Source organism: Acinetobacter calcoaceticus ANC 3811, from assembly GCF_000399665.1.
Classification (GTDB): Bacteria; Pseudomonadota; Gammaproteobacteria; order Pseudomonadales; family Moraxellaceae; genus Acinetobacter; species Acinetobacter calcoaceticus_B.
Genome location: NZ_KB976986.1, coordinates 1,692,301 through 1,714,124, shown reverse-complemented (window position 1 = coordinate 1,714,124; position 21,824 = coordinate 1,692,301). Strand labels below are relative to the sequence as shown.

Sequence of the window (21,824 nt, the reverse complement as noted above, 5' to 3'; positions counted from 1 at the left end):
CTTCACAAGAGATCAGATCAATTATTTTGAGTCAAACTCGTATGCCCAACCCTACAGATTTTCAAAGCAGCGCATTAGCAACCTTGCGTATTGAGCAGCAAGCCATAGACGTCTTAGCAACACAAATTAATGACAGTTTTAATCAGGCTTGTGAAATATTGTTACAGTGTAAAGGCCGTGTTGTGATTACTGGCATGGGGAAGTCAGGGCATATTGGCCGTAAAATGGCTGCGACTTTTGCTTCAACTGGTACACCATCTTTCTTTATGCATCCGGGTGAAGCTGGGCATGGCGATTTGGGTATGCTGGTTCGCGGTGACGTTTTAATTGCGATTTCCAATTCTGGAAAAAGTGATGAAATCATGATGTTGATGCCACTCATCAAACATCTTGGTGTACCTCTTATTACCATTAGCCGTACTGATAAAGGCCCAATGCCTCAAAATGCCGACATCGCTTTAACGTTAGGTGAGTCTGATGAAGCATGCCCACTAGGTTTGGCTCCGACATCGAGCACAACAGCGACCTTAGTATTGGGTGATGCGCTGGCTGTTGCTTTACTTGAAGCTCGTGGTTTTACTGCAGATGATTTTGCTCGTTCGCATCCTGCTGGAGCATTGGGTAAGCGCTTACTTTTACATGTAAAACACCTCATGCATACAGGCGATGAATTGCCAAAAGTTTCACCAGATACGCCAATGAATCAAGTGCTTTACGAAATTTCTAATAAACGTTTAGGCTTGACGACAATTGTTGATGAACAAGAACATTTGCTTGGCATTTTCACCGATGGTGACTTGCGTCGTTTAATTGATAAACAGCAAGGTTTCGATGTGAATTTACCTGTTTCTGAAGTAATGACAAAAAAACCGTCAACTATTTCTCAAGAAGCACGTGCGGTAGAAGCTCTACAACAGCTTAACCTGAAAAAAATTAGTCAATTTGTTGTGGTGGATGACCAAAATAAAGTGATTGGTGTAATTAGTATGCATGACCTTATTCACGCAGGGGTAAATTAATCAATGGCATCTTATGCATTGTTAGAACAAGCACGTCACTTACAGGCATTGGTTCTGGATGTCGATGGTATTTTAAGTGATGGCTTTGTAACTTTAACCAATAGTGGCGATGAGATTAAATCATTCGATATTCGTGATGGTTTAGGCATGAAACTTGTGCAGCAAGCTGGAATGAAAGTCATCATTATTACAGGTCGAAAAAGTAATATTGTTGAAAAGCGTATGTCTGATTTAGGCGTAGACCTCGTTTTTCAAGGTCGTGAAGACAAAGGTTCTGCGCTACGTGAAGCATGTGCACAGTTTAATATTTTGCCTTCCGATTGCTTGTATATGGGCGATGACTGGCCTGATTTATCTGCTTTTGCAATCGCAGGAATGAGTGTCACTGTGCCAAATGGTCATGAAGAAGTGCGTCGTCGTGCGCATTTGGTTACCCAGTCAATGGGCGGACGTGGTGCTGTACGTGAAGTCTGTGATATGTTGCTGATCGCAAAAGGCATTTACCAAGAACTTCTTGAAAAATATCTTGCAGTACCGCATTAATAATAAGATTACTTAAAAAGGTAGGCTATTCCTGCTCATGGATACCAGAGTTTTATCTATTGTTGCTGTAGTTATTGCTGCTATAAGTGGTGGTTATTACTACTATAGTGGCAAAGCAAAAAAACTAGACATTGGTTCTGCGAAGAATATGACATATTCGGCGCAGGGCGTCCATTTGACTCAAACTGATGATCAAGGCAATTTGTATATTCGTGCTGAAGTTCGTCAGCTTGAACAGGATATGCAACAAAAAACATCAAAGTTGGATCAACTTAATGCCTCTATGTATAAAGATGGCAAAGTTGATGCGACGTTCTTTGCGAAACAGGCAAATGGCTATGATGATAATCGTAAAGTTATATTATCGGGTGATGTGGTCGCAACTAAACTTGCTCCACAAGGCAAAATTGAATTCAAAACCGATGAGTTAACTGGTTATCCAAAGACCAGAGAGATTGAAACGGATCATCAAGTGATTGTACAGTCTCCACAAGCCGACTTTGTCAGCAAAGGATTAAAAGCCAATTTGAATAACGGTCAGTACGAATTTTTTAATATTCGAGGAAAGTATGCACCAAAGTCTTAATTTAAAACGTTCTTCAGCTTTCCTAAAACAAGCTGCGATCATTACATTCGTTGCTTTATCATCAGCTTCGACTTTTGCGTTGCCGTCTGACCGTAGTCAACAAATTTCACTCGTGGCAGACCGTGCAACTTATAACGAAAAAACTGGTTTGACGACATACACCGGCAATGTCGTGATTGAGCAAGGCACGATGAAGCTTCAAGCCGATTCAATTGTTGCTACGCTAAACTCTAAGCGTGAAATCCAAACCATTACGGCTAAGGGTAGACCGGCTAAGTTTCAGCAACAAATAAGTTCTGATAAAGGCGTGGCACGTGGTGAAGGACAAACCATTGTTTATAATGCAGATTCAGGCATTATTACATTGAATGGTGGTGCATATTTATATCAAGATGGTTCTAGTATTCGTGGTAACTCATTGAAATATAGTATGAACAAAGGCGATGTTGAAGCTCAAGGTTCATCGTCAAATCGTGTGCAAATTATTATTCCACCATCAAGTTCAAAAACCTTTCCAGGAGCGCGTGACTAATGCAACAAGCTCTTCAACAACCCCAAACTTTGTGTATTAAGCACTTAGGAAAAAACTATAGTAAGCGTTGGGTCGTCAAAGACGTATCTTTTAGTATGCAAAGTGGACAGATTGTTGGTTTGCTTGGCCCTAACGGTGCAGGAAAAACAACAAGCTTCTATATGGTTGTAGGGCTAGTGCGTATGGACAAAGGTGAAATTCACCTTGATGATCTTGATATGTCCGATTTGGCAATGCATGAACGGGCACGTAAGGGTATTGGATATCTTCCGCAAGAGGCTTCTATTTTTAGAAAGCTGACTATTGCTGAAAATATTATGTCCATTTTAGAAACACGCAAAGACTTGAATAAGCAACAACGCCAGCAACGTCTGACTGAATTATTAAATGACTTTAAAATTAGTCATATTAAAGATTCGCTAGGAATGAGCGTGTCTGGTGGTGAACGCCGCCGTGCTGAAATTGCACGTGCATTGGCTGCTGACCCTAAATTTATGTTACTGGATGAACCATTTGCCGGCGTTGACCCAATCTCGGTTGGAGATATTAAAGATATTATCCAGACTTTGAAAGATCGTGGTATCGGTGTACTCATTACTGACCATAACGTACGTGAAACTCTCGCAATCTGTGAACGTGCATATATTGTGAGTGAAGGAGCCGTAATTGCAGAAGGCACACCACAAGAAATTCTGGATAACGAGCAAGTTCGTAAAGTCTACTTAGGTGACGATTTTACAGTTTAAATAACAAAGTTAATCTATTTGTCTAAAAAGAGGTCAATGCCTCTTTTTAGTTTTTTTATATTTAGTTTTTAAAAACAATGATTTAGATTGTTCAATTAATAGAACTATAATGTGTGAATTATTCCTGCAATTATGCTTCTTTATGCAAAAAAATATGTAGAATGTAAAAGCTTTTAAACGATAACAAACAAGATCAACAAGACAAGCATGATTGGATATAACCAGAGAAGAGTAACAAGGACATGTAAAAAGCCGGCTTTCCTGAAAGGGTTGATGCTTTTAACTTCATTGCATGTACCTATGGTGATATATGCTGCTAAACCAAGTGAGCAATATCACACCTTAAAAGACAACTTATCACAACTTTTTGCCCCAAAAAGTAGTGATGAATTTAAAGTTGCCAAGATGCAAGAGCTGAGTAATTTTAAGTTAGATCGTTCTAGGGTTCAGGAGTTTCCGACTGTTCAACTCAATGATAGATCGGCTGGATCTTATTCAAATTTGCCATCAAGGCAAATGACTTTACAGGAAGCGGTGAAAATCGCAATCCAGCGCAACCCTGATATTTCTCAAGCCATTTCTACTTTAGCTGGCCAAAACGCAGGTATTGATTATGCCAAAGCTGGTTATTATCCACAGCTTTCAGGCGGTATTACTACAGGTGACTTGAGTAGTGGTGAGCGTGGTAGGCAGTTATTGACCTTAAATGCGACTCAGATGCTCTATGATTTTGGTAAAGTTAAATCAGGTGTAGATGTTGAGCAAGCTAAGGTTCAAGTTGAACAGGCCAATGTGCTTGTCAGCATTGATGATATTGCACTTGATGTTGCGCAGTCGATTGTCAACATTCAGCGCTATCTTCAATTAAATAAAATTGCCGAACAGCAAATTGCGGGTATTCAGCGAATTCAGGAAATTGCCAATTTACGTGCAAATGCTGGTATTAGCAGTCAGGCTGACCCGATTCAAGCTCAGTCTTATTTACAAGCTGCCCAGTCTGGTTTGATTGCACAGCAATCATTATTACGTCAGTACCAACAACATTTAAGAACATTACTGGGTGCAGATGTTTCGCGAACAGGTTGGATTATTTCAGATGATTTAGTGAAACAGTCTGATTTATATGGCGAACCTGAATTCAATACCATTCCAAAAATGATTGCAGCTCAAGCCAGTGTTGAAGTGGCTAAAGCACAAAAGGAACAGACTCGTTTAACACGTTATCCAACCTTGTCGGTTAAAGGTTCCTTAAGTCAGGCCATTAATGGCAGAAACCCAAACAATGATAAAGATGATGGTCTATATAGTTCAGTCATGCTTGAAGCAAGCAGTCAGTTTTATCAAGGTGGAGCAGTTTCTTCTCAGGTAAAAATGGCAAGCTATGCAGAGGAAGCTGCAAAGTCTAAAGTCAATTCAGTTTATATGGATGTTCTCGACCAGATAAGAACGAGCCGTGAGCAAATTGAAAATAAACAACGTCAAATGTTGGTTTTAGCAAATCGCCAAGCCACTACAGTTCGTACACGTGAACTTTACCAAGAGCAGTACAAACTCGGTACACGTTCATTGGTTGATTTATTGAATGCAGAACAGGCCATTCATAGTGCTAATTCAGAACTTGAGTCGGCACGTTATGATATCTACAACAGTATTGTTCAGTACATTTCGGCAACAGGACGTTCCCGCCAAGCTTATGACTTAAATAATATTTCAATTCAGGGGTTCGAAGTACAACCATGATGACAAAAATAAACTACCAGCCCTGGTTGCAGTCGGTCTTAACGATTGCTAAACATTACCGAATTGAGCCTTCAGAAGAAAGAATCCGTTTACAACTTGACTGGAACCAGAATCAAAACCTTGATGATGTTTTACAGCTCATTACACGTCAGGTTGGACTGAATTTACGTAAAGTACCGTTTTCCTTAGATGTGCTGAACCCGTGGCGCCTACCTGTTATGGTCGAGTTTAACGACGGACAGGTCGGTGTTATTGATAAAGCAGATACACAAGGGAATGTCAGTATTCAGTTGAGTGGAGATCACGGCCTTTCTCAGAATTTAAGCTTAGATGTCTTAAAAAATACGATTAAGAATGTCTATATCCTGCGTCCTGAAAGTTCTATTCCCGATGCACGTATTGACGAATATATCAAACCGTATGAAGCAAGTTGGTTCTGGTCAATTGTTCTAAGAGACTGGAAGCGCTACGTTGATATTATGTTTGCCTCACTCATTGCCAATATTTTGGCATTGGCGACTATTATTTTCTCAATGCAAGTCTATGACCGCGTTGTTCCATCACAGTCTGTTCCAACCTTATGGGTATTGGCAGGCGGTGTACTCATTGCAGCGCTTTTCGAATTTACCTTACGCATATCACGGGTATATTTATCCGATATTATTGGTAAACGTGCGGACTTACGTGTTTCTGACCGTGTATTTGGTCATGCATTAAGAATCAAAAATAAAGACCGTTCAAAGTCTACAGGTAGTTTTATTTCCCAGATTCGTGAGCTCGAAGGTGTTCGTGAATTAGTGACTTCAACCACCATTAGTGCAATTGCTGATTTTCCATTCTTTTTCTTGTTCCTGACCATCTTTGCGATTATTGGCGGGAAGTTATTCTGGGTGATGTTGCTGGTTGTACCACTGATGATTTTGCCGGGTGTTCTGGTGCAGAAGAAGCTAGCGCAACTCGCACAAGAGGGTATGAGAGAGTCTTCAATCCGTAATGCAATTCTTGTGGAAGCAGTGCAGGGCATTGAAGACATCAAGCTATTACGTGCTGAATCACGTTTCCAAAACCAGTGGAATCACATGAATGAGGTTTCAGCTGATATCGCGATGAGACAGCGTAAAATCGTTGGTACCTTAATGGCATGGACTCAAATGCTTCAAGGTTTGACCTATGCGATTGTAGTTTTGGTGGGATGTTTTGCCGTAATGGATGGTGAAATGACGACAGGTGCGTTAGTGGCCTGTTCAATTTTATCTTCACGAATGTTAGGGCCAATTGCACAAATTACAGGTGTTCTAGGACGTTTACAGCAAGCAAAAGTTGCAAAACAAAGCCTAGATGAACTCATGCAACGTCCGATCGATCAGGCTGACCGTTCGCATCTGGTACATAAAGCTGCTTTAAATGGCGATTACGAATTAAAAAATGTCTTGTTCCAATATGGCGAAGAAGACCCGAAACCAAGTTTGGCAATCCGTCATTTAAAAATTCGTGCTGGTGAAAAAATTGCAATTTTGGGGCGTAATGGTGCAGGTAAGTCAACACTGCTTCAGCTTCTATCAGGCATGCAAGTTCCAACTCAAGGTGCTGTGCATTTAGATGGTCTGGATCTATCTTTAATTGACCCATCTGATGTACGTCGTGATATGGGTTTACTCAACCAGAATGCGCATATTTTCTACGGTACGATTCGTGAAAACCTTACCTTAGGTGCGCCGCTTGCAACGGATGAAGATATTCTTCGGGCTTTAGTGGTGACAGGTGCATTACCTTTTGTTCAAGAGAAAAAAGAAGGACTAGATCACCTGATTTTAGAAGGTGGTGTTGGTTTCTCTGGTGGACAGAAACAAGCATTGTTATTGGCTCGTTTATTGATTCGTCAACCTAATATTTTATTGCTCGATGAACCAACAGCATCCATTGATGATGTGGCAGAGAAACAACTGATTGATCATTTAAAAGGATGGTTGGCACATCGGACCTTAGTCGTTGCGACTCACCGCCGAGCTGTTTTAGAGCTAGTGGATCGTATTATTGTCGTTAACGATGGCAAAATCGTGATGGATGGTCCAAGAGATCAGGTCCTTAATCAATCAACAGCCCAACAAAAACAAGTGCAAGGGGGTAATTCATGAGCGAACCACAACAAGAACAAGAACTCACCCGTTCAATGAATGTCTCTTATACCGAACCACCATTACCACGTGCCAGCTTAGTGATCTGGATTGTGGGGATTGGTTTAGTTATTTTCTTTATCTGGGCATGGGTATTTAAACTTGAAGAAGTTTCGACCGGTACGGGTAAAGTGATTCCATCGTCTAAAGAACAGGTCATCCAGTCTTTGGAAGGTGGTATTTTAACCAAGCTAAATGTACAAGAAGGTGACATTGTTCAAAAGGGCGAAATTCTTGCGCAATTAGATCCAACCCGTTTTGCATCGAATGTCGGTGAATCACGATCTTTACTTACTTCTGCTCAGGCAACAGCCGCGCGTTTGCGTGCGGAAGTAAATGGTACACCATTGGTTTTTCCAGAATTTGTGATGAAACAACCAAAACTTGTACAAGAAGAAACAGCACTATATCGCTCACGTCGGGCTGATCTTGAGCAAACACTTTCGGGTTTAAAACAGGCTTTGCAACTGGTACAACAAGAGCTTGCAATGACAGAGCCGTTGGTTGCTAAAGGTGCGGCAAGTGAGGTTGAAGTTTTACGTTTACGTCGTGAAGCAAACGACCTTAGAAACAAAATGAATGATGCGCAAAACCAGTATTATGTTAAGGCTCGTGAAGAGTTGTCGAAAGCCAATACGGATAGCGAAACGCAACAACAAATTGTACTAGGTCGTAGTGATAGCTTAGATCGTGCAGTGTTTAAAGCACCGGTACGTGGTGTTGTAAAAGAAATTGCGGTTACTACCCATGGTGGTGTTATTCCACAAAATGGTAAATTGATGACCATTGTTCCGATTGATGAACAGTTGCTCATTGAAGCGCGTATTTTGCCGCGTGACATTGCCTTTATTCGTCCAGGACAAGAAGCACTGGTTAAGATTACCGCCTACGACTACTCAATTTATGGTGGTTTAAAAGGTAAGGTTACGGTTATTTCACCAGACACGATTCGTGATGAAGTTAAACAAGACCAATTCTATTACCGTGTTTATATCCGCACTGATTCCGATAAACTTTATAATAAAGATGGTAAAGCATTCGGAATTACACCGGGTATGGTGGCAACTGTAGATATTCGTACTGGTCAAAAAACTGTACTCGATTATTTACTTAAACCATTTAATAAAGCCAAAGAAGCGTTACGAGAAAGATAATAAAAAAAGCCCCGAGATTCGGGGCTTTTTTATGGGTTTGATTCTATTAAATTCACGTTATAATTTGATTTTTATTATGCTTTATTTAATTCATGGCTTTTACGATTGCATCACCCATTACATTTGAAGAAGAAATTAAAAAAAGTAGATTTCAGGCCATTGCTGTACCCGTAGAAAATGAGCAGCAAGTTAAAGAATTTTTAGAACAAAACAAAGATATCTCTACAACTCACCAATGCTGGGCGTGGAAAATTGGCCATAACGTTCGCTTTAACGATGATGGTGAGCCGTCAGGAACAGCAGGACGTCCAATCTTGGCAACCATTGAAGGGAATGACCTGACGAATATTATTGTGATGATTAACCGCTGGTATGGTGGAATAAAACTTGGAACAGGCGGCCTTGTACGAGCTTATGGCGGCTGCGCTGGGCAATGTTTACTATTGGCTGAGCGTATTGAACTCATTGCAAAGAAGACGATTCATTTTTCCTGCCATTTTAATGAGTGGGCCATATTTCAATATGAGCTGACTCAGCAACAAATTGAATATCAGGAAACCTACACTGCAACAGGTGTAGATATCGAAGCAAGACTACAAATACATCAAATTGAACCACTTGCCTTGAAACTCAGAGACGTAACGCGTGGTCGTGAAGAGTTAAAAATTGAAGAGGAATTAACGGATGACTGATTCCTTACTGAAATATCGTGAGCAACATAAGCACCGCTTAAACTACATGCCATGGTTATATTGGACTTTAAAACCTAAACATCGTGCTTGGGCTGAAGAATGGCAAAAAGAATATCAAGCTTATTTGATGGACATGGAAACCGTTGAGATTGGTGAAAACTGTTTTATTTCACCGCTAGCTCATATTTTTGCTGAGCCGGGACGCAAAATTATTATTGGTGATAATTGTTTTGTTGCCGCAGATTGCAGTTTGCATGGACCCCTTGAAATTGGTAATGAAGTCGCGATAAATCATCATTGTATTTTAGATGGGGGGCGAACTGGCATAAAGTTGCATGACCAAGTCCGTATTGCTGCGTATTGCCATTTATATGCATTTGATCATGGTATGCAATTAGACCGTCCACTTTACCAGCAACCTGTCACGTCCAAAGGAATTGAAATTGAACAGGACGTTTGGTTAGGTGCTCATGTGGGTATTAAAGATGGTATTAAAATAGGAAAACATGCTGTGGTTGGCATGAATAGTATGGTGACTAAAGATGTGGAACCGTACCATATTGTCGGTGGTAACCCTGCAAAATTTATTCGCTTAAGAGAATAATGCAGTCTCAAGAATGTAATAAAATGTTTGATCTTTAAACAAAAAAGTTGATTTTTATACATAAACCTTAACATACCAATTTTTATCTATGTTAAGTTAAAGCTAAGTTTTAAGAATAATCTCCAAGGCAATAGACCTGAAGAAGAGAGGCTAACATGAACCGTGTTATTGCGTGTATTGACTCATCACCGTGTATTAATGCTATTGCCGATGCAGCAGCATGGGTTGCTAAAGCAACCGGACGAGAACTTGTATTATTACAAATTCTAGACTATTACCCTGCAAGTTATCATTTAGGTGAAATTAGTGGAGTAATCGGCTTTGAAAGCAATGCAATGCTGCTAAAAGAGTTAGCTGAGTTGGAACAAAAGCAAAGTGAACTCGCTTTAGACTATAGCAATAATTTACTCCGTCATATTTCTGATCTTATTAAAGAAAAACACGATATTACGTGTTCAAAAATTCAAGAAAAAGGTGATTTTTTAGAGCAAAGTTTTAATCTCTTGCATGAAAATGACATTGTAATTTTAGGTCGAGTCGGTGAAAGAGCTGCCGAAAAACATAAACCAATTGGTAGTAATGTTGAAAACTTTATTCGTGGAGCCAACTGTACTATTCTGACCATTGGTGAAAATTTTAAAATACCAACCCGTTTTATCTTCGCCTATGAATATTCACCAACTTGCCAAAAAATGATGCGCCGTATTGCGCAAAGTGATTTATTGCGAACACTGCAATGTCATTTGGTCTATGTAGGGGATCATCCAGAAATTTTAAATGAACCTGAGCATTATCTTAAACAAGCGGGCATTGATGTTGTGACCGTATATCGCTATGGTGATGTTGCACAAAATATTTTAGAGTACCAACAAGAACATGGTATTCAAATTATTGTGCTAGGGGCATTTAGTCATAGCAAGATCCATCAATTCTTCTTGGGAAGTATTGCAACAACCATATTCCGAAACGCGACTGTGCCATTGCTTGTGGCTAAATAATAAGATTTCCATATAGTTATCCGCAAAACTTGTGGATAACTATATGGAAAAGCAACAGTAATAAAAGTAATTTATTGATTATAAATAAAAAAATAAAAAAGACGATTTTTTAACCGTTATTTCACAATTGCAATTGCGAAGCCATCATGACCTTTTGAACCAACAGTTTGTAATGCTGTACAAGACAATATTTGTGGGTGATTTTCGAGGGCTTTAAACATTTCACGAATGCCTTCAATACTTGGTTTTTTATTATCTGGGTTTAAAATATCACCTGCGCGAATTACATTATCAAGCACAATAATCGTACCCGATCTCGAGAATTTGAGGCTCAATTCTAAATATTCTGGATAACCCTGTTTATCTGCATCGATGAAAATAAAATCAAAAGGCTCCATAGATTGAGGATCAATCGCGGAAAGGATATCTGCGGCACGGCCAGCTTTAAGCTCAACTTTTACAGGAAGGTTAGCATGGTCGATATTTTTTTGTGCCATTTCTGCATGAGTATCACGGCCTTCAATTGTGAGTAAATAACCATCTTCAGGTAACGCACGGCCTAACCAGATGGTACTGTATGCAGCAAAGGTTCCGATTTCTAAAACTCGTTTGCATTTATTCATTTGAATAAGCATCTGCAAGAACATACCTTGGTTAGGAGCCACTGCAAGATGATTCGAAAAGCCATGTTCGTCGGTATTTTTTAATGCATATTCGAGTCGCGGGTCTTCGGGAATTAAATGTGAATCGATATATTCGTCAATGTCTGTCCACATCTGCTGCATAATCAAATTTACCTATATGTTGTTAGGGAGTATTTTAAACATTTATGCCTAGAGTGCAAAAATCTTCGATTGAAGAAATGTTGGTTGATTGGGAAATGAGCAAATTACTATTTATAAGCCACTAATCCAAATTAAAAAATAAATATGAAAAGGCTCATTTCTTGCTTATTTTTTATCACTGTTTAGTTAGAAATGTATAAATGAGATGGATATGAGGTTTGGTGCTTTCACAAGTGTAGATTTTGAAGAGGGTATGGAGGTTTATTGTTCAGCTTTTAGTAATGAGCCATGGAATGAGCAGTTTGATGATTTAGAACCAATTAGAAAATATTTTGAGAGTTATTTTCAATATTCATGTTCTTTTGGCTTTTGCGCAAAATGGGAAAACCAATTAATTGGTGTTGGAATGGGACATATTCATCCAACTATACAAGGTGTTCGTTATTATCTAGATGATTTTTTTATTCATCCCCAATTTCAGGGAAAAGGAGTTGGTTCTAAGCTTTTAAATTATATAGAAGGAAAATGTAGAGAAAATAATATAGAAACCATTGTTTTGCACACCTTGAGAGAATCTATTTCAGAAGATTTTTATAAAAAGCATGGCTTTAAAACCCGTTCAAAACTTATCTCTTTAGCGAAACGTTTGTAATGGGCTTAAATAAAAACTCCTTTCAGTTGAAAGGAGTTTTTTTAATTAGAAATTACACATCGAACTGCCTCGAGTTAAATCAGGCCCCCAAGTACGATAGCCTTGAGTATCGATGTGAATTTGTCCAGAGCTATATAAGCCAACACCTAAATTTAAGCTTTGACCATGCTGAGCCCAGAATTGACAGAGTTTAAACTTTGTATTTTCAATAAAAGCATAGTCTTCTGGCTGTGGAACTTCTGGTCCAATACGGAAATCAATTGCAGAGTTAAATAAATGTTTAGAAGAGCTTGCCCCGCCAGCACACTGGTTTAAAGGTAAATCTCGGTAAACCGAGGTTACTTCAAAGTCGGTTAGAACTTTTGCTGCAACTAGGTATTTAAATACGCGTAGGGTTGATAAAGAGTTATTCCATAGCTCACGGTTTGGTACCGCATATTCTGAACTGCCACATTTTTGCCAATCACGAGCTGATCTTAATAATTCAAAACTTGGTACGATTCCTATCACATCATTACGTGCTAGGAATTTTTCATATTCACGTACTCGTTCATAGTGATCGCCTGTATTTAACCAAGCACGATAGGAAGCAGGCTCAATTTTAGGGCGAATCGGGCGCTCGATAATAACGCGCTCTTGTGGAATAAAGATTCGTTTACCACTTGGAGAGGTTTTGCCTGTTGTTGTGTGTTGGGGAGAGCTGACACAACCTACCATAACCGCTGGGATTATGCATAAGGGCATCAGACTCTGCAAAAACTTCCGCATAAGAAAAATTAAGCACTTATAAATATTGCGGCTATTTTAATGCAAAACAGTGCACAAATTACGAGGAATTTGCAATGAAATGTTTGAATAGGGTATAAAAAAGATCAGCGGTTGCTGATCTTTTTTGAAATTACTTTTCAAGATATTGTAATTTATCAGGTTTGCCGTTCCATTCTTCACGGTCAGCTGGTTGATCACCAATTTGAGTAATGTTAGGCCATTTTAAAGAAAGTTCAGTATTTAATTCAATAAACTTTTCCTGACCTTCTGGTAACTCATCTTCAGAGAAAATTGCATTTGCTGGGCACTCTGGTTCACATAATGCACAGTCAATACATTCATCCGGATTAATCACTAGGAAATTCGGACCTTCGTAAAAACAGTCGACAGGACAAACTTCTACGCAATCTTGGTATTTACATTTAATACAATTTTCAGTGACAACAAAGGTCATGGCGACAGCTACCTAAAAAATATGGTTTCATTTCGAATAGCTTATTTTAGGCAAAAAAGGGGTAAACAAACAATTGCTTTTATTGATATTCTTTATTCATGCATATGAAGATAAGTTAATACGTTGATAATCAAACAGATCTTTCAACCTTGTGAGCTGCTAGTCTATAAAATTAAAATAATAATATATTTTATAAAACAATAACTTAAAAAATATTTTGTTTAAATGTTTAGATGTCATTTAAGTCAAGGCATCTATTTTCATAAATATCTTAATTTCTCATTTTTTCTTTTACAAATTCTGATTTTCTGCGTTTTTTGTTGAGATGACCTTAAATCTGTAGGATTACAAGGTGCATAACAAATGGATATCTTCAGGTTCGAGCTGCCAAAGTTGTTGATCTGGAGCACTTAGAGGTTCTGCACCATGCTTCATATAGAAGTCTACAGTTCGCCGACTTGGAGTTGCTGAAATATACAATTGCTTTGCACTGAGTTGCTTGGCGGACTCTTTTGCAGCTTGCATAAGCTGAGCACCAATGCCTTGACCTTGCTGGTCTGCATCGACATAGAAATAGTGTAGCAATTTAGCCTGAGGGTAATCCGCTATAAGTTGATTTGAGACTACACTTACACCAACCAGTTTTTCAGAAGCGTTAAATGCACCGATAAATATTGAGCCTTTTTCATAGAGTTGTTTTAGTTTAGGCGGGTCATTTTCTAGATGGTATGAGTCCCAATGTTGTACATCAAAAAACAATCAACCAATTCTAGCTGTTGCTGTTTTTGTATGTAGTTTTGAGTAATTAATTCACGGTGGCCAATCTGCTGCCAATAAGATCGATTTCTGAACATTGCAAAGATCTTAAGATCATATAAATATTATTCTCCGAGATGAATAAGCAGACCTAAGCCTGCTTATTCAGACGTGATTTATTAAGATTTCAGTGCCGCTTTCAGCTCATAGAGTTGTTCAAGTGCCTGACGAGGCGATAAGTTATCGACTTCAATTTGCTTAAGTAAATCTAGAGCAGGGGATGAAACTTCTATCTCGACCACTTTCTCTATGATTTGTGAACCAGAGTTTGCATCTGGTGGAGCAAATAAATCGTTTTGAAAGCTGGTTTGTAGATGTTGTTGCTGCTGTTTTTCCAAAATGCGTAAACGCTTCTGTGCTTCTTTAATAACATTGGCAGGAATGCCCGCTAACTTCGCAACCTGTAAACCATGACTTTGACTTGCAGGGCCTTGCTGAACTTTATGCAATAAAATCAGATTGCCATTCAGTTCTTGAGCGGTAACATGATAGTTATCAATTCCTGCTTCACTACCAAGTTCAGTCAACTCGAAATAATGTGTGGCAAATAGACATAAACATTTTACGCGTTTCGTTAAATCAACCACGCATGCCCATGCTAAAGATAAACCGTCATAGGTGCTGGTTCCACGGCCAACCTCATCCATTAAAACAAGCGATTGATTGGTGGCATGGTGCAGAATCTGTGAAGTTTCTGTCATCTCAACCATAAAGGTTGATTTACCTGTAGATAAGTCATCGGCTGAACCAATACGAGTGAAAATTCGGTCAATTGGACCAAGCTTGGCTGCTTTAGCTGGAACGTAGCTACCGCAATAAGCAAGCAAACTAATTAATGCTGTTTGACGCATGAAGGTTGATTTACCGCCCATGTTTGGACCGGTAATAATTGCCATACGGTGCTGAGCATCAAGGAAAGTATCATTTGGGGTAAATGGTGCTTTATTTAATGCTTCAACCACAGGATGTCGACCTGCCTGAATTTTAATGCCCGTTTCTGGTGTAAATTCAGGACGCGCCCAATTGTTTAAACGTGCTTGATGAGCAAAGTTTGCCACCACATCAATTTGAGCAATTGCCGAACTCATCATTTGTAGGTGAGCAATATTTTCACGAAGATTTTCAAGCAAAGCCTCGAATAATGCTTTTTCACGTGCTAATGCACGCGACTCACTCGACAGTACTTTATCTTCAAAACTTTTTAGCTCTGGCGTAATGTAGCGCTCAGCATTTTTTAAAGTCTGGCGACGGATATAGTCAGCTGGAGCTTGTTCTGCTTGAGCACGAGTCAGTTCAATGTAGTAACCACTTACACGGTTATAGCCGATTTTAAGGGTGTTAATACCTGTGCGCTCGCGCTCTTTGATTTCTAAATCAATCAGGAACTGACCTGCATGATCGCGAATTTGGCGTAATTCATCGAGATCGGCATCATATCCTTCTGCAATTACATTGCCATCACGAAGTAATACAGGCGGATTTTCAACAATAGCTGCCATTAAATGCTGATGAAGCGCTTTAAAATCTCCAAGTTCTTGATCAAGTTGAACTAATAACTTGGATTTTTTCGCTTGAATGACTGAAGTTAACGCCGTTCTTAAAGCTGGAATTTGTGCACATGCGTGACGAAGCTGTACTAAATCACGTGGTCGCGCACTGCCTAGTGCAACGCGGCTAAGCACACGTTCAATATCACCAATTTCTTTAAGCACTAAACGAACTGGACTTTCATGATAGCCCTGAATGAGTTGTTCAATCGCATCTAAACGAGCATCGAGCAAAGCTGTATCACGAACTGGTTGCATGAGTGTACGGCTTAATAAACGGCCACCCATTGCAGTTTGGCAATCATTTACCAGTTGGAATAATGACGTGCCATGTTCAAATAACGGCTCGATAATTTCTAGGTTACGACGCGTGATTGGGTCAAGCGCAATAAAGTCTGTGCTTTGTTCAAGTTGAATTGAACGGATATGCGGTAATGCAGTTTTTTGTGTTTCTTTTGCATAGTGAATGAGCGCAGCGGCAGCAGCTTTAGCTAAAGGTAATGTGTCTAAACCAAAACCTGAAAGCGTTGATACCGTAAACTGGTCACATAAAGTTTTCTGTGCATTATTTAGATTAAAGTCTACATTTGGACGTTTGGTAACAGGGCATTCTAAGTGTTTTTTAATTTGCTCAATAATATTTGTGTCGACCAAGTCTTCATCAATCAGGATTTCACTTGGCATTAAACGCGCAAGTTCAATAGGCAATTGTTCAGGCTTGTAATCTTGTTGTTGTACTTTAAAAATACCTGCACTTAAGTCGAGTAACGCAAAACCAATCTGATTTTGATGAATGCATAATGAAACGAGATTAGATGATTGATAGCTGCTGAGTAATGCATCATCAGTTAAAGTACCCGGGGTCAGAATACGAACAACTTTACGATCAACCGGACCTTTACCTGTTACTTCTCCAACTTGTTCGCAAATGGCTACAGTGCGTCCAGCTTTGACCAAACGTGCAAGATAACCTTCTGCCGCATGATAGGGAACACCCGCCATTGGAATAGGTCGCCCACTGGCTTTGCCACGATGGGTTAAGGTGATACCTAAAAGTTTGGCTGCTAAATGAGCATCTTCAAAGAAGAGTTCATAAAAGTCACCCATACGGTAAAACAGCAACGCATGTTGATAGTCAGTTTTGACTTTGAGATATTGCTGCATCATAGGTGTATGAGAAGATAAGTCAGCCATGATTTCAGCGCTATTCATGCGTATTAAACCCTTAAAAAATCAATAATAAATAAGTTAACTTTGAAAGTTTGGTTGTCCAACCAATTCTAACAACTTCTGTGTAAATCTGACTTAGTCTAATAAAACAGTATACCTTTTAGTGTACCTTTTTTAGTGTCAATATTGAGTTAACAGTGTGTGAGAACTTAACTTAATTTTTCACGGCTATTATCTTAACAAATTGAGGCTAATTGACAAAAAGGATTCCTCAAATGAGCGAAGAAATAAACAGCAAAAAGAAAGTGACCCTATCAGCTCGGACTATCACTCAATTTCTGCTGCATAAAATCAATAATCGCTCTTGTTTTAGCGGGTAAGTAACGACGGTTTGAATAAAGTGCGAACAATTGCAATGGGGCTGCCGATTGTTCAAATTCAATCTCGATTAAACGTCCATCGCTAATGTATGGATGGCAGGCTTGTTTAGATAGAATTGCGAAACCGACACCTGCTACAGCAGCTTGTCCGGCCATTTCTCCACTGTTTACCCGATAATGCCCTTTAACCTTGATGGTCTCGAATTCTCCCTTTTTATTGACAAATTGCCAAGGAGCACCTTTGAGTGCACTTACTGTTGTAATACAGGGTAATTCTTCAAATTGCTGGATATGAGTCGGGGTGCCGTAACGCTGAATGAGGGATGGGGCTGCAACAATGGTGCAAGGGATAGTTACCAGATGACGTGCGATGTAGTCACTGTTATCCATCTGACCACGGGTAATTATGATAGCTAAATCCAGATCATCTCGCAGAGATTCTAAACCTGACAAATTGGTAATACAGCTGATCTCTAGGTCTGGGTACTGACAGGCAAAATCGGCAATAATAGAACCCAGCAATGCAGGGCCTATTTCATTGGGAATACAGATTCGTAATGGGCCTTTGAGTTGTATTTGCCGCAACGTTAATTCTGTCTCAGTTTGCTCAAGCGCTTCCAGTAACGGCTTTGCTCGAGTGTAGAGTAGCTGTCCCGCCTGAGTGAGTTTCATATGTCGGGTGCTACGCTCAATGAGTTGAAGATCCAGTTTTTCTTCTAACTGAGAAATACAGCGACTCACGTTTGATGTCGGCATTTCAAGGATTTTCGATGCCCCAACAAAACTTTCTCTTTCAACCACCGTAATGAACACTTTCAGGGCATTAAAATCCAGAGTCGGACGCATCAATTATCCCATATTTGATAATAATAAGTGCCATTTCTACCATATAATAAACACCATTGATAGCAGTTAAACTCGGATATCTTTCATCCATAGGTTGCTTGCTATGCCCCCAGTCATGCAGACATTTAATCATAAAGCTCTCATGCGGATAGCCATTGTAATTGCTTTCGTCCAGTTCACCAATGCACTGGAATATATGGTGTTCAACCCTGTTTTTGTTTTTATGGCAACAGATTTCGCAGTGCCTGTATCATTCTCAGGCTATGTGTCAGGCATGTACACACTTGGTGCTGTCATTTCTGGAGTCATTGCCTTTTACTGGATTGGTCATTTCAATAAGAAAAATTTTTTAATCTCCAATATGGCACTCTTAGCTTTACTGACACTTTTGACTACATGCACATCCAGTTTTAGTCTTCTGCTCGCACTACGATTCTGCGCAGGATTAGTTGGCGGTACGACCATGGGTGTAGGTATAAGTATATTGATAAACAACGCACCGCCTAACTTGCGCGGAAAAATCTTAGCGACGGTGATTGCGTCATTTTCGATAGTAAGCATTGTAGGAATGCCCACGATATTATTTCTGTGCACACATTATGGTTGGCATGTGGCTTTGTGGCTCATAAGTGCCTTGTGTGTATTGGCACTGCCAGTGATTGTATCCCTCATACCCCAAGACCCAGTTTCTTTAAATACGCTCCCTAAGCAGCCTCTCGATATGGAAACTTTACTGTTTGCTTCCAGTAATGCACTTGTACAGTTTAGTCCTATGCTGGTCATTCCTATTTTGGCACCATTAATGATACAGCAGTTGGGTGCTTCACAAGACCTATTGCCTTGGCTTTTCTTCAGCGGGGGCGTGATAGGTTATCTGTCTACAAAAATTACAGGGGCGTTAACTTCCCATTTTTCTGCTTTGATGCTGGCGACAGGTTCAACCGTCGTTTTTATACTGAGTTTGCTGATACCAATTTTAGGCTATCAGCATGCAACGTTATTTATTACTTTATTTCTCTGTGCATCTTACAGTCGTTTGGTGTCATCTTCGGTGGTTTCGATTCAGTTTCCTGATGATAGGCAAAGAGCTGGATTTTCTTCATTACAGACCTCAATCATGTATCTGGTTACAACCATCGCATTTTTCTTGTCTGCTTTTTTATTACCTGATCATGGCATGACACCACAAAATCTAAACAAGTTACTGATGTTATGTGCAATTTCAGCAGCAGGATTCCCAATTCTTGTTATTATTCTGCAAAGGAAACTGGCTAAACGTTTGCATCTAACATAATTCTAAAGCCGCTATCTTTGGCACATTAAAAGGGTGACGAATAAAAAGATTTCGGCCTTTGGCTCCTCACTAGCTTGAAAAATACATTATTTCTTGTGGGGTAATTTAAGGCCTATTTAAGATAAAAAACTGATGGATAAATTGAATATCCATCAGTTTGAGTTCTATTTATAAATCACGAGCAACTAAAGTCAAAATGTCGTAAGTTGCGACAAGTTCACCACGTTGGTTTTTGACTTTAATATCCCACACCACAACGCCATGCGCAGGCTGAGACGGATCTTTTTGTGGTTTAGGCGTTTTTTGTTTGCAGGTCAATTCAACCTGAATCGAATCACCAATTTTAACTGGTTCAACAAAGCGTAAGTTGTCCATACCGTAATTGGCAATCACAGGGCCTTGTGCTGCATCTACAAATAGACCTGCTGCGGCAGACACAATGAAATAGCCATGTGCAACGCGCTCACCAAAGAAAGACTCGGCAGCTGCAATTTTGTCGGTATGCGCGTAGAAGTAGTCACCACTTAAACCAGCAAAGTTGACAATATCTGCTTCGCTCACCGTGCGACGCGCCGTTAATAAACGTTCACCAATCACTAACTCATCAAACGACTTTTTAAATGGATGTACGCGGTCTTCATTAACTTTTGAGCCAGCAGTCCACGAGTGGGTAATTTGTGTCAGGCTGTTTGGAGAACCTTGAATTGCAGTACGCTGCATGTAGTGTTTAACGGCGCGAATACCACCTAACTCTTCACCGCCACCTGCACGACCAGGACCACCATGTACTAAATGCGGAAGTGGAGAACCATGTCCTGTACTTTCTTTTGCTGACTCTGCATCGAGTACATGCACACGTCCATGCCAAGGTGCAATTTTTTGAATAATCTGTTCGATATTCTCATCGTCATTTTTAACAACGGAAGCCACTAAGCTACCTTCACCACGTGACACGAGGTCAGTAAGCTCTTCAATGTTGTTATATGGCATGAGGGTACATACAGGACCGAAAGCTTCTGTGGTATGAACATGTGTCGCTTGTAAAGGTTGCTCACAGAGCAATAAAGTTGGAGCGAAAAAAGCGCCTTTTTCAGGATGATCTGCATTAAATGTAAAGCTATCATTGCCACCAAAAACAATTTTTGCATCTTTGCTGAGCTCGGCAACTTTTTCTGCAACATCATGCTTTTGTTTAATACTCGCCAAAGCACCCATGGTGGTTTCTTCTTTTTGAGGATCACCCACCACAACTTTAGCAAGTTTAGCAGTTAGCTTTTCTTGCACTGTCGCTAACAAATCTTCTGGAACGAAAGCACGACGAATTGCAGTACATTTTTGACCTGCTTTTGTAGTCATCTCACGGAAGACTTCACGCACAAATAAATCGACAGTTTCTTCATTTGCCTCAGGGCTTAAAATTGCACTGTTTACCGAGTCGGCTTCCATGCTAAATGGAATCGAATATTTATTGAGGTGAGGGTGGTTACGTAGTTTTTGGCCTGTGTATGCAGAACCCGTAAACGTAACGCAGTCTTGTGGGCCTAAGTGATCGAACAAATCATACGTTTGACCACAAATGAGTTGTAGCGAGCCTTTTGGTAATACATGTGCTTCTTCAATCGCTTTTACAACAGCTTGAGTTAATTGGGCACCATCGGTTGCAGGTTTAACAATACATGGCACACCTGCGAGTAGCGTCGGTGCAATCTTTTCAAGCATTCCCCAAATTGGGAAGTTAAATGCGTTGATGTGAACGGCAACACCCGCTTTAGGACTTAAAATGTGTTTAGCACCAAAAGTTCCATTTTTAGAGAGTTGAATCCAGCTGTCTTCAGTAATAATTTTTTCATCATTGAGTTCACGACGAACCAAACTTGAATAAGCAAATAATGTCTGGATGCCACCTTCAATATCAATCCATGCATCTTTACGAGTTGCACCTGTCGCATAAGCAAGTTTGTAGAACTCTTCTTTACGCTCAAGTAAATATTGGGCAATTTGTTTTAATGCATTTGCACGTTGGTGAAACGTCCAGTTAGCCAGTTCTGAACCATTTTGTTTGGCATATTGAACAACACGTTTCATATCAATGCCATGACTGCTTACGGCATAAATCGATTCACCTGTAATGGCGTGATAAACAGGACGTAGTTCTTCACTCGTCGAATGCCATGTTCCATAGACATAAGAAGCAAGATGAGACAGTTGATGCTCAGACTGCTGAAAATCTGTGTCAGTTGAGGTTCCTTCTAGGTGTGCTTGTTCAAGCATGACCAAACTCCTTTTTTATGTGATACATCAATTATAAAAATTGTGAAAATATG

At 39.8% G+C, this 21,824-nt stretch carries 19 protein-coding genes and 1 pseudogene; 13 read left to right on the top strand and 7 right to left on the bottom strand.

The genetic code is table 11. The features are described from left to right. The first annotated feature begins 41 nt into the window (after positions 1-41). The 11 genes from F935_RS09350 (at position 42) to F935_RS09300 (ending at position 10,788) form a co-directional block, all read left to right on the top strand. The gene (locus F935_RS09350; protein WP_016138703.1) at positions 42-1,019 is read left to right on the top strand and encodes a KpsF/GutQ family sugar-phosphate isomerase; all 978 of its coding nucleotides are present in this window, start codon (positions 42-44) and stop codon (positions 1,017-1,019) included. Between the two features lie 3 nt (positions 1,020-1,022). Next, the gene (locus F935_RS09345) at positions 1,023-1,562 is read left to right on the top strand and encodes a KdsC family phosphatase (protein ID WP_004793423.1); all 540 of its coding nucleotides are present in this window, start codon (positions 1,023-1,025) and stop codon (positions 1,560-1,562) included. A gap of 37 nt (positions 1,563-1,599) precedes the next feature. Then, positions 1,600-2,148, top strand: coding sequence for an LPS export ABC transporter periplasmic protein LptC (gene lptC / locus F935_RS09340; RefSeq protein ID WP_013198419.1), 549 nt, complete (start codon positions 1,600-1,602; stop codon positions 2,146-2,148). Next, positions 2,132-2,680 carry a lipopolysaccharide transport periplasmic protein LptA gene (lptA, locus tag F935_RS09335; protein WP_016138702.1) on the top strand — a complete coding sequence of 183 codons (549 nt, stop codon included), beginning with the start codon at positions 2,132-2,134 and terminating at the stop codon, positions 2,678-2,680. Before lptC ends, lptA begins: the two co-directional genes overlap by 17 nt. Next, positions 2,680-3,426, top strand: a complete 747-nt coding sequence (gene lptB / locus F935_RS09330; RefSeq protein ID WP_003650837.1) for an LPS export ABC transporter ATP-binding protein — start codon at positions 2,680-2,682, stop codon at positions 3,424-3,426. Before lptA ends, lptB begins: the two co-directional genes overlap by 1 nt. Positions 3,427-3,699: 273 nt before the next feature. Then, positions 3,700-5,166: a TolC family outer membrane protein gene (locus F935_RS09325; RefSeq protein WP_016138701.1), complete on the top strand. Its 1,467-nt coding sequence runs from the start codon at positions 3,700-3,702 to the stop codon at positions 5,164-5,166. Further along, a complete protein-coding gene (locus tag F935_RS09320; protein WP_016138700.1) occupies positions 5,163-7,301 on the top strand; it encodes a type I secretion system permease/ATPase in 2,139 nt (712 codons plus the stop codon). Before F935_RS09325 ends, F935_RS09320 begins: the two co-directional genes overlap by 4 nt. After that, a complete protein-coding gene (locus F935_RS09315) occupies positions 7,298-8,494 on the top strand; it encodes a beta-barrel domain-containing protein (RefSeq protein WP_016138699.1) in 1,197 nt (398 codons plus the stop codon). The genes F935_RS09320 and F935_RS09315 overlap by 4 nt, the downstream gene beginning before the upstream one ends. 92 nt (positions 8,495-8,586) lie before the next feature. Continuing rightward, positions 8,587-9,186, top strand: a complete 600-nt coding sequence (locus F935_RS09310; protein WP_016138698.1) for an IMPACT family protein — start codon at positions 8,587-8,589, stop codon at positions 9,184-9,186. Then, a complete protein-coding gene (locus F935_RS09305; protein ID WP_016138697.1) occupies positions 9,179-9,790 on the top strand; it encodes a chloramphenicol acetyltransferase CAT in 612 nt (203 codons plus the stop codon). The genes F935_RS09310 and F935_RS09305 overlap by 8 nt, the downstream gene beginning before the upstream one ends. A gap of 155 nt (positions 9,791-9,945) precedes the next feature. Continuing rightward, positions 9,946-10,788: a universal stress protein gene (locus F935_RS09300; protein WP_016138696.1), complete on the top strand. Its 843-nt coding sequence runs from the start codon at positions 9,946-9,948 to the stop codon at positions 10,786-10,788. A gap of 116 nt (positions 10,789-10,904) precedes the next feature. Here the strand turns inward: F935_RS09300 and F935_RS09295 are convergent, their stop codons facing one another. Continuing rightward, positions 10,905-11,573: an O-methyltransferase gene (locus tag F935_RS09295; RefSeq protein ID WP_016138695.1), complete on the bottom strand. Its 669-nt coding sequence runs from the start codon at positions 11,571-11,573 to the stop codon at positions 10,905-10,907. A gap of 211 nt (positions 11,574-11,784) precedes the next feature. Here F935_RS09295 and F935_RS09290 point away from each other — a divergent pair, with 211 nt between their 5' ends. Then, positions 11,785-12,225 carry a GNAT family N-acetyltransferase gene (locus F935_RS09290; protein WP_016138694.1) on the top strand — a complete coding sequence of 147 codons (441 nt, stop codon included), beginning with the start codon at positions 11,785-11,787 and terminating at the stop codon, positions 12,223-12,225. A 45-nt stretch (positions 12,226-12,270) separates the two neighbouring features. Here F935_RS09290 and F935_RS09285 read toward each other — a convergent pair whose 3' ends face one another. The 5 genes and pseudogenes from F935_RS09285 to F935_RS09265 form a co-directional block, all read right to left on the bottom strand. Beyond that, positions 12,271-12,993, bottom strand: coding sequence for a D-Ala-D-Ala carboxypeptidase family metallohydrolase (locus F935_RS09285; RefSeq protein WP_212749580.1), 723 nt, complete (start codon positions 12,991-12,993; stop codon positions 12,271-12,273). Between the two features lie 130 nt (positions 12,994-13,123). Continuing rightward, a complete protein-coding gene (gene fdxA / locus F935_RS09280) occupies positions 13,124-13,447 on the bottom strand; it encodes a ferredoxin FdxA (protein WP_016138692.1) in 324 nt (107 codons plus the stop codon). A 345-nt stretch (positions 13,448-13,792) separates the two neighbouring features. Further along, positions 13,793-14,321, bottom strand: a pseudogene (locus tag F935_RS09275) (GNAT family N-acetyltransferase). A gap of 61 nt (positions 14,322-14,382) precedes the next feature. Further along, entirely contained in the window at positions 14,383-17,022 is a 2,640-nt protein-coding gene (gene mutS, locus F935_RS09270; protein WP_016138690.1) for a DNA mismatch repair protein MutS, read from the bottom strand. Positions 17,023-17,294: 272 nt separating this feature from the next. Beyond that, on the bottom strand, positions 17,295-18,206 hold the full coding sequence (locus tag F935_RS09265) for a LysR family transcriptional regulator (RefSeq protein ID WP_016138689.1): 912 nt from the start codon (positions 18,204-18,206) through the stop codon (positions 17,295-17,297). A 103-nt stretch (positions 18,207-18,309) separates the two neighbouring features. Here F935_RS09265 and F935_RS09260 point away from each other — a divergent pair, with 103 nt between their 5' ends. Then, on the top strand, positions 18,310-19,500 hold the full coding sequence (locus tag F935_RS09260) for an MFS transporter (protein ID WP_016138688.1): 1,191 nt from the start codon (positions 18,310-18,312) through the stop codon (positions 19,498-19,500). A 168-nt stretch (positions 19,501-19,668) separates the two neighbouring features. Here the strand turns inward: F935_RS09260 and paaZ are convergent, their stop codons facing one another. Further along, complete coding sequence (gene paaZ, locus F935_RS09255; RefSeq protein ID WP_016138687.1) at positions 19,669-21,771, bottom strand: phenylacetic acid degradation bifunctional protein PaaZ; 2,103 nt, start codon at positions 21,769-21,771, stop codon at positions 19,669-19,671. Positions 21,772-21,824 lie beyond the last annotated feature (53 nt).

What these genes read in the sequence shown, in the direction of transcription:
- F935_RS09350 (WP_016138703.1), top strand. Translation starts at nt 42, where the DNA reads ATGCCCAACCCTACAGATTTTCAAAGCAGCGCATTAGCAACCTTGCGT.
- F935_RS09345 (WP_004793423.1), top strand. Translation starts at nt 1,023, where the DNA reads ATGGCATCTTATGCATTGTTAGAACAAGCACGTCACTTACAGGCATTG.
- lptC (WP_013198419.1), top strand. Translation starts at nt 1,600, where the DNA reads ATGGATACCAGAGTTTTATCTATTGTTGCTGTAGTTATTGCTGCTATA.
- lptA (WP_016138702.1), top strand. Translation starts at nt 2,132, where the DNA reads ATGCACCAAAGTCTTAATTTAAAACGTTCTTCAGCTTTCCTAAAACAA.
- lptB (WP_003650837.1), top strand. Translation starts at nt 2,680, where the DNA reads ATGCAACAAGCTCTTCAACAACCCCAAACTTTGTGTATTAAGCACTTA.
- F935_RS09325 (WP_016138701.1), top strand. Translation starts at nt 3,700, where the DNA reads ATGCTTTTAACTTCATTGCATGTACCTATGGTGATATATGCTGCTAAA.
- F935_RS09320 (WP_016138700.1), top strand. Translation starts at nt 5,163, where the DNA reads ATGATGACAAAAATAAACTACCAGCCCTGGTTGCAGTCGGTCTTAACG.
- F935_RS09315 (WP_016138699.1), top strand. Translation starts at nt 7,298, where the DNA reads ATGAGCGAACCACAACAAGAACAAGAACTCACCCGTTCAATGAATGTC.
- F935_RS09310 (WP_016138698.1), top strand. Translation starts at nt 8,587, where the DNA reads ATGGCTTTTACGATTGCATCACCCATTACATTTGAAGAAGAAATTAAA.
- F935_RS09305 (WP_016138697.1), top strand. Translation starts at nt 9,179, where the DNA reads ATGACTGATTCCTTACTGAAATATCGTGAGCAACATAAGCACCGCTTA.
- F935_RS09300 (WP_016138696.1), top strand. Translation starts at nt 9,946, where the DNA reads ATGAACCGTGTTATTGCGTGTATTGACTCATCACCGTGTATTAATGCT.
- F935_RS09295 (WP_016138695.1), bottom strand. Translation starts at nt 11,573, where the DNA reads ATGCAGCAGATGTGGACAGACATTGACGAATATATCGATTCACATTTA.
- F935_RS09290 (WP_016138694.1), top strand. Translation starts at nt 11,785, where the DNA reads ATGAGGTTTGGTGCTTTCACAAGTGTAGATTTTGAAGAGGGTATGGAG.
- F935_RS09285 (WP_212749580.1), bottom strand. Translation starts at nt 12,993, where the DNA reads ATGCGGAAGTTTTTGCAGAGTCTGATGCCCTTATGCATAATCCCAGCG.
- fdxA (WP_016138692.1), bottom strand. Translation starts at nt 13,447, where the DNA reads ATGACCTTTGTTGTCACTGAAAATTGTATTAAATGTAAATACCAAGAT.
- mutS (WP_016138690.1), bottom strand. Translation starts at nt 17,022, where the DNA reads ATGAATAGCGCTGAAATCATGGCTGACTTATCTTCTCATACACCTATG.
- F935_RS09265 (WP_016138689.1), bottom strand. Translation starts at nt 18,206, where the DNA reads ATGCGTCCGACTCTGGATTTTAATGCCCTGAAAGTGTTCATTACGGTG.
- F935_RS09260 (WP_016138688.1), top strand. Translation starts at nt 18,310, where the DNA reads ATGCCCCCAGTCATGCAGACATTTAATCATAAAGCTCTCATGCGGATA.
- paaZ (WP_016138687.1), bottom strand. Translation starts at nt 21,771, where the DNA reads ATGCTTGAACAAGCACACCTAGAAGGAACCTCAACTGACACAGATTTT.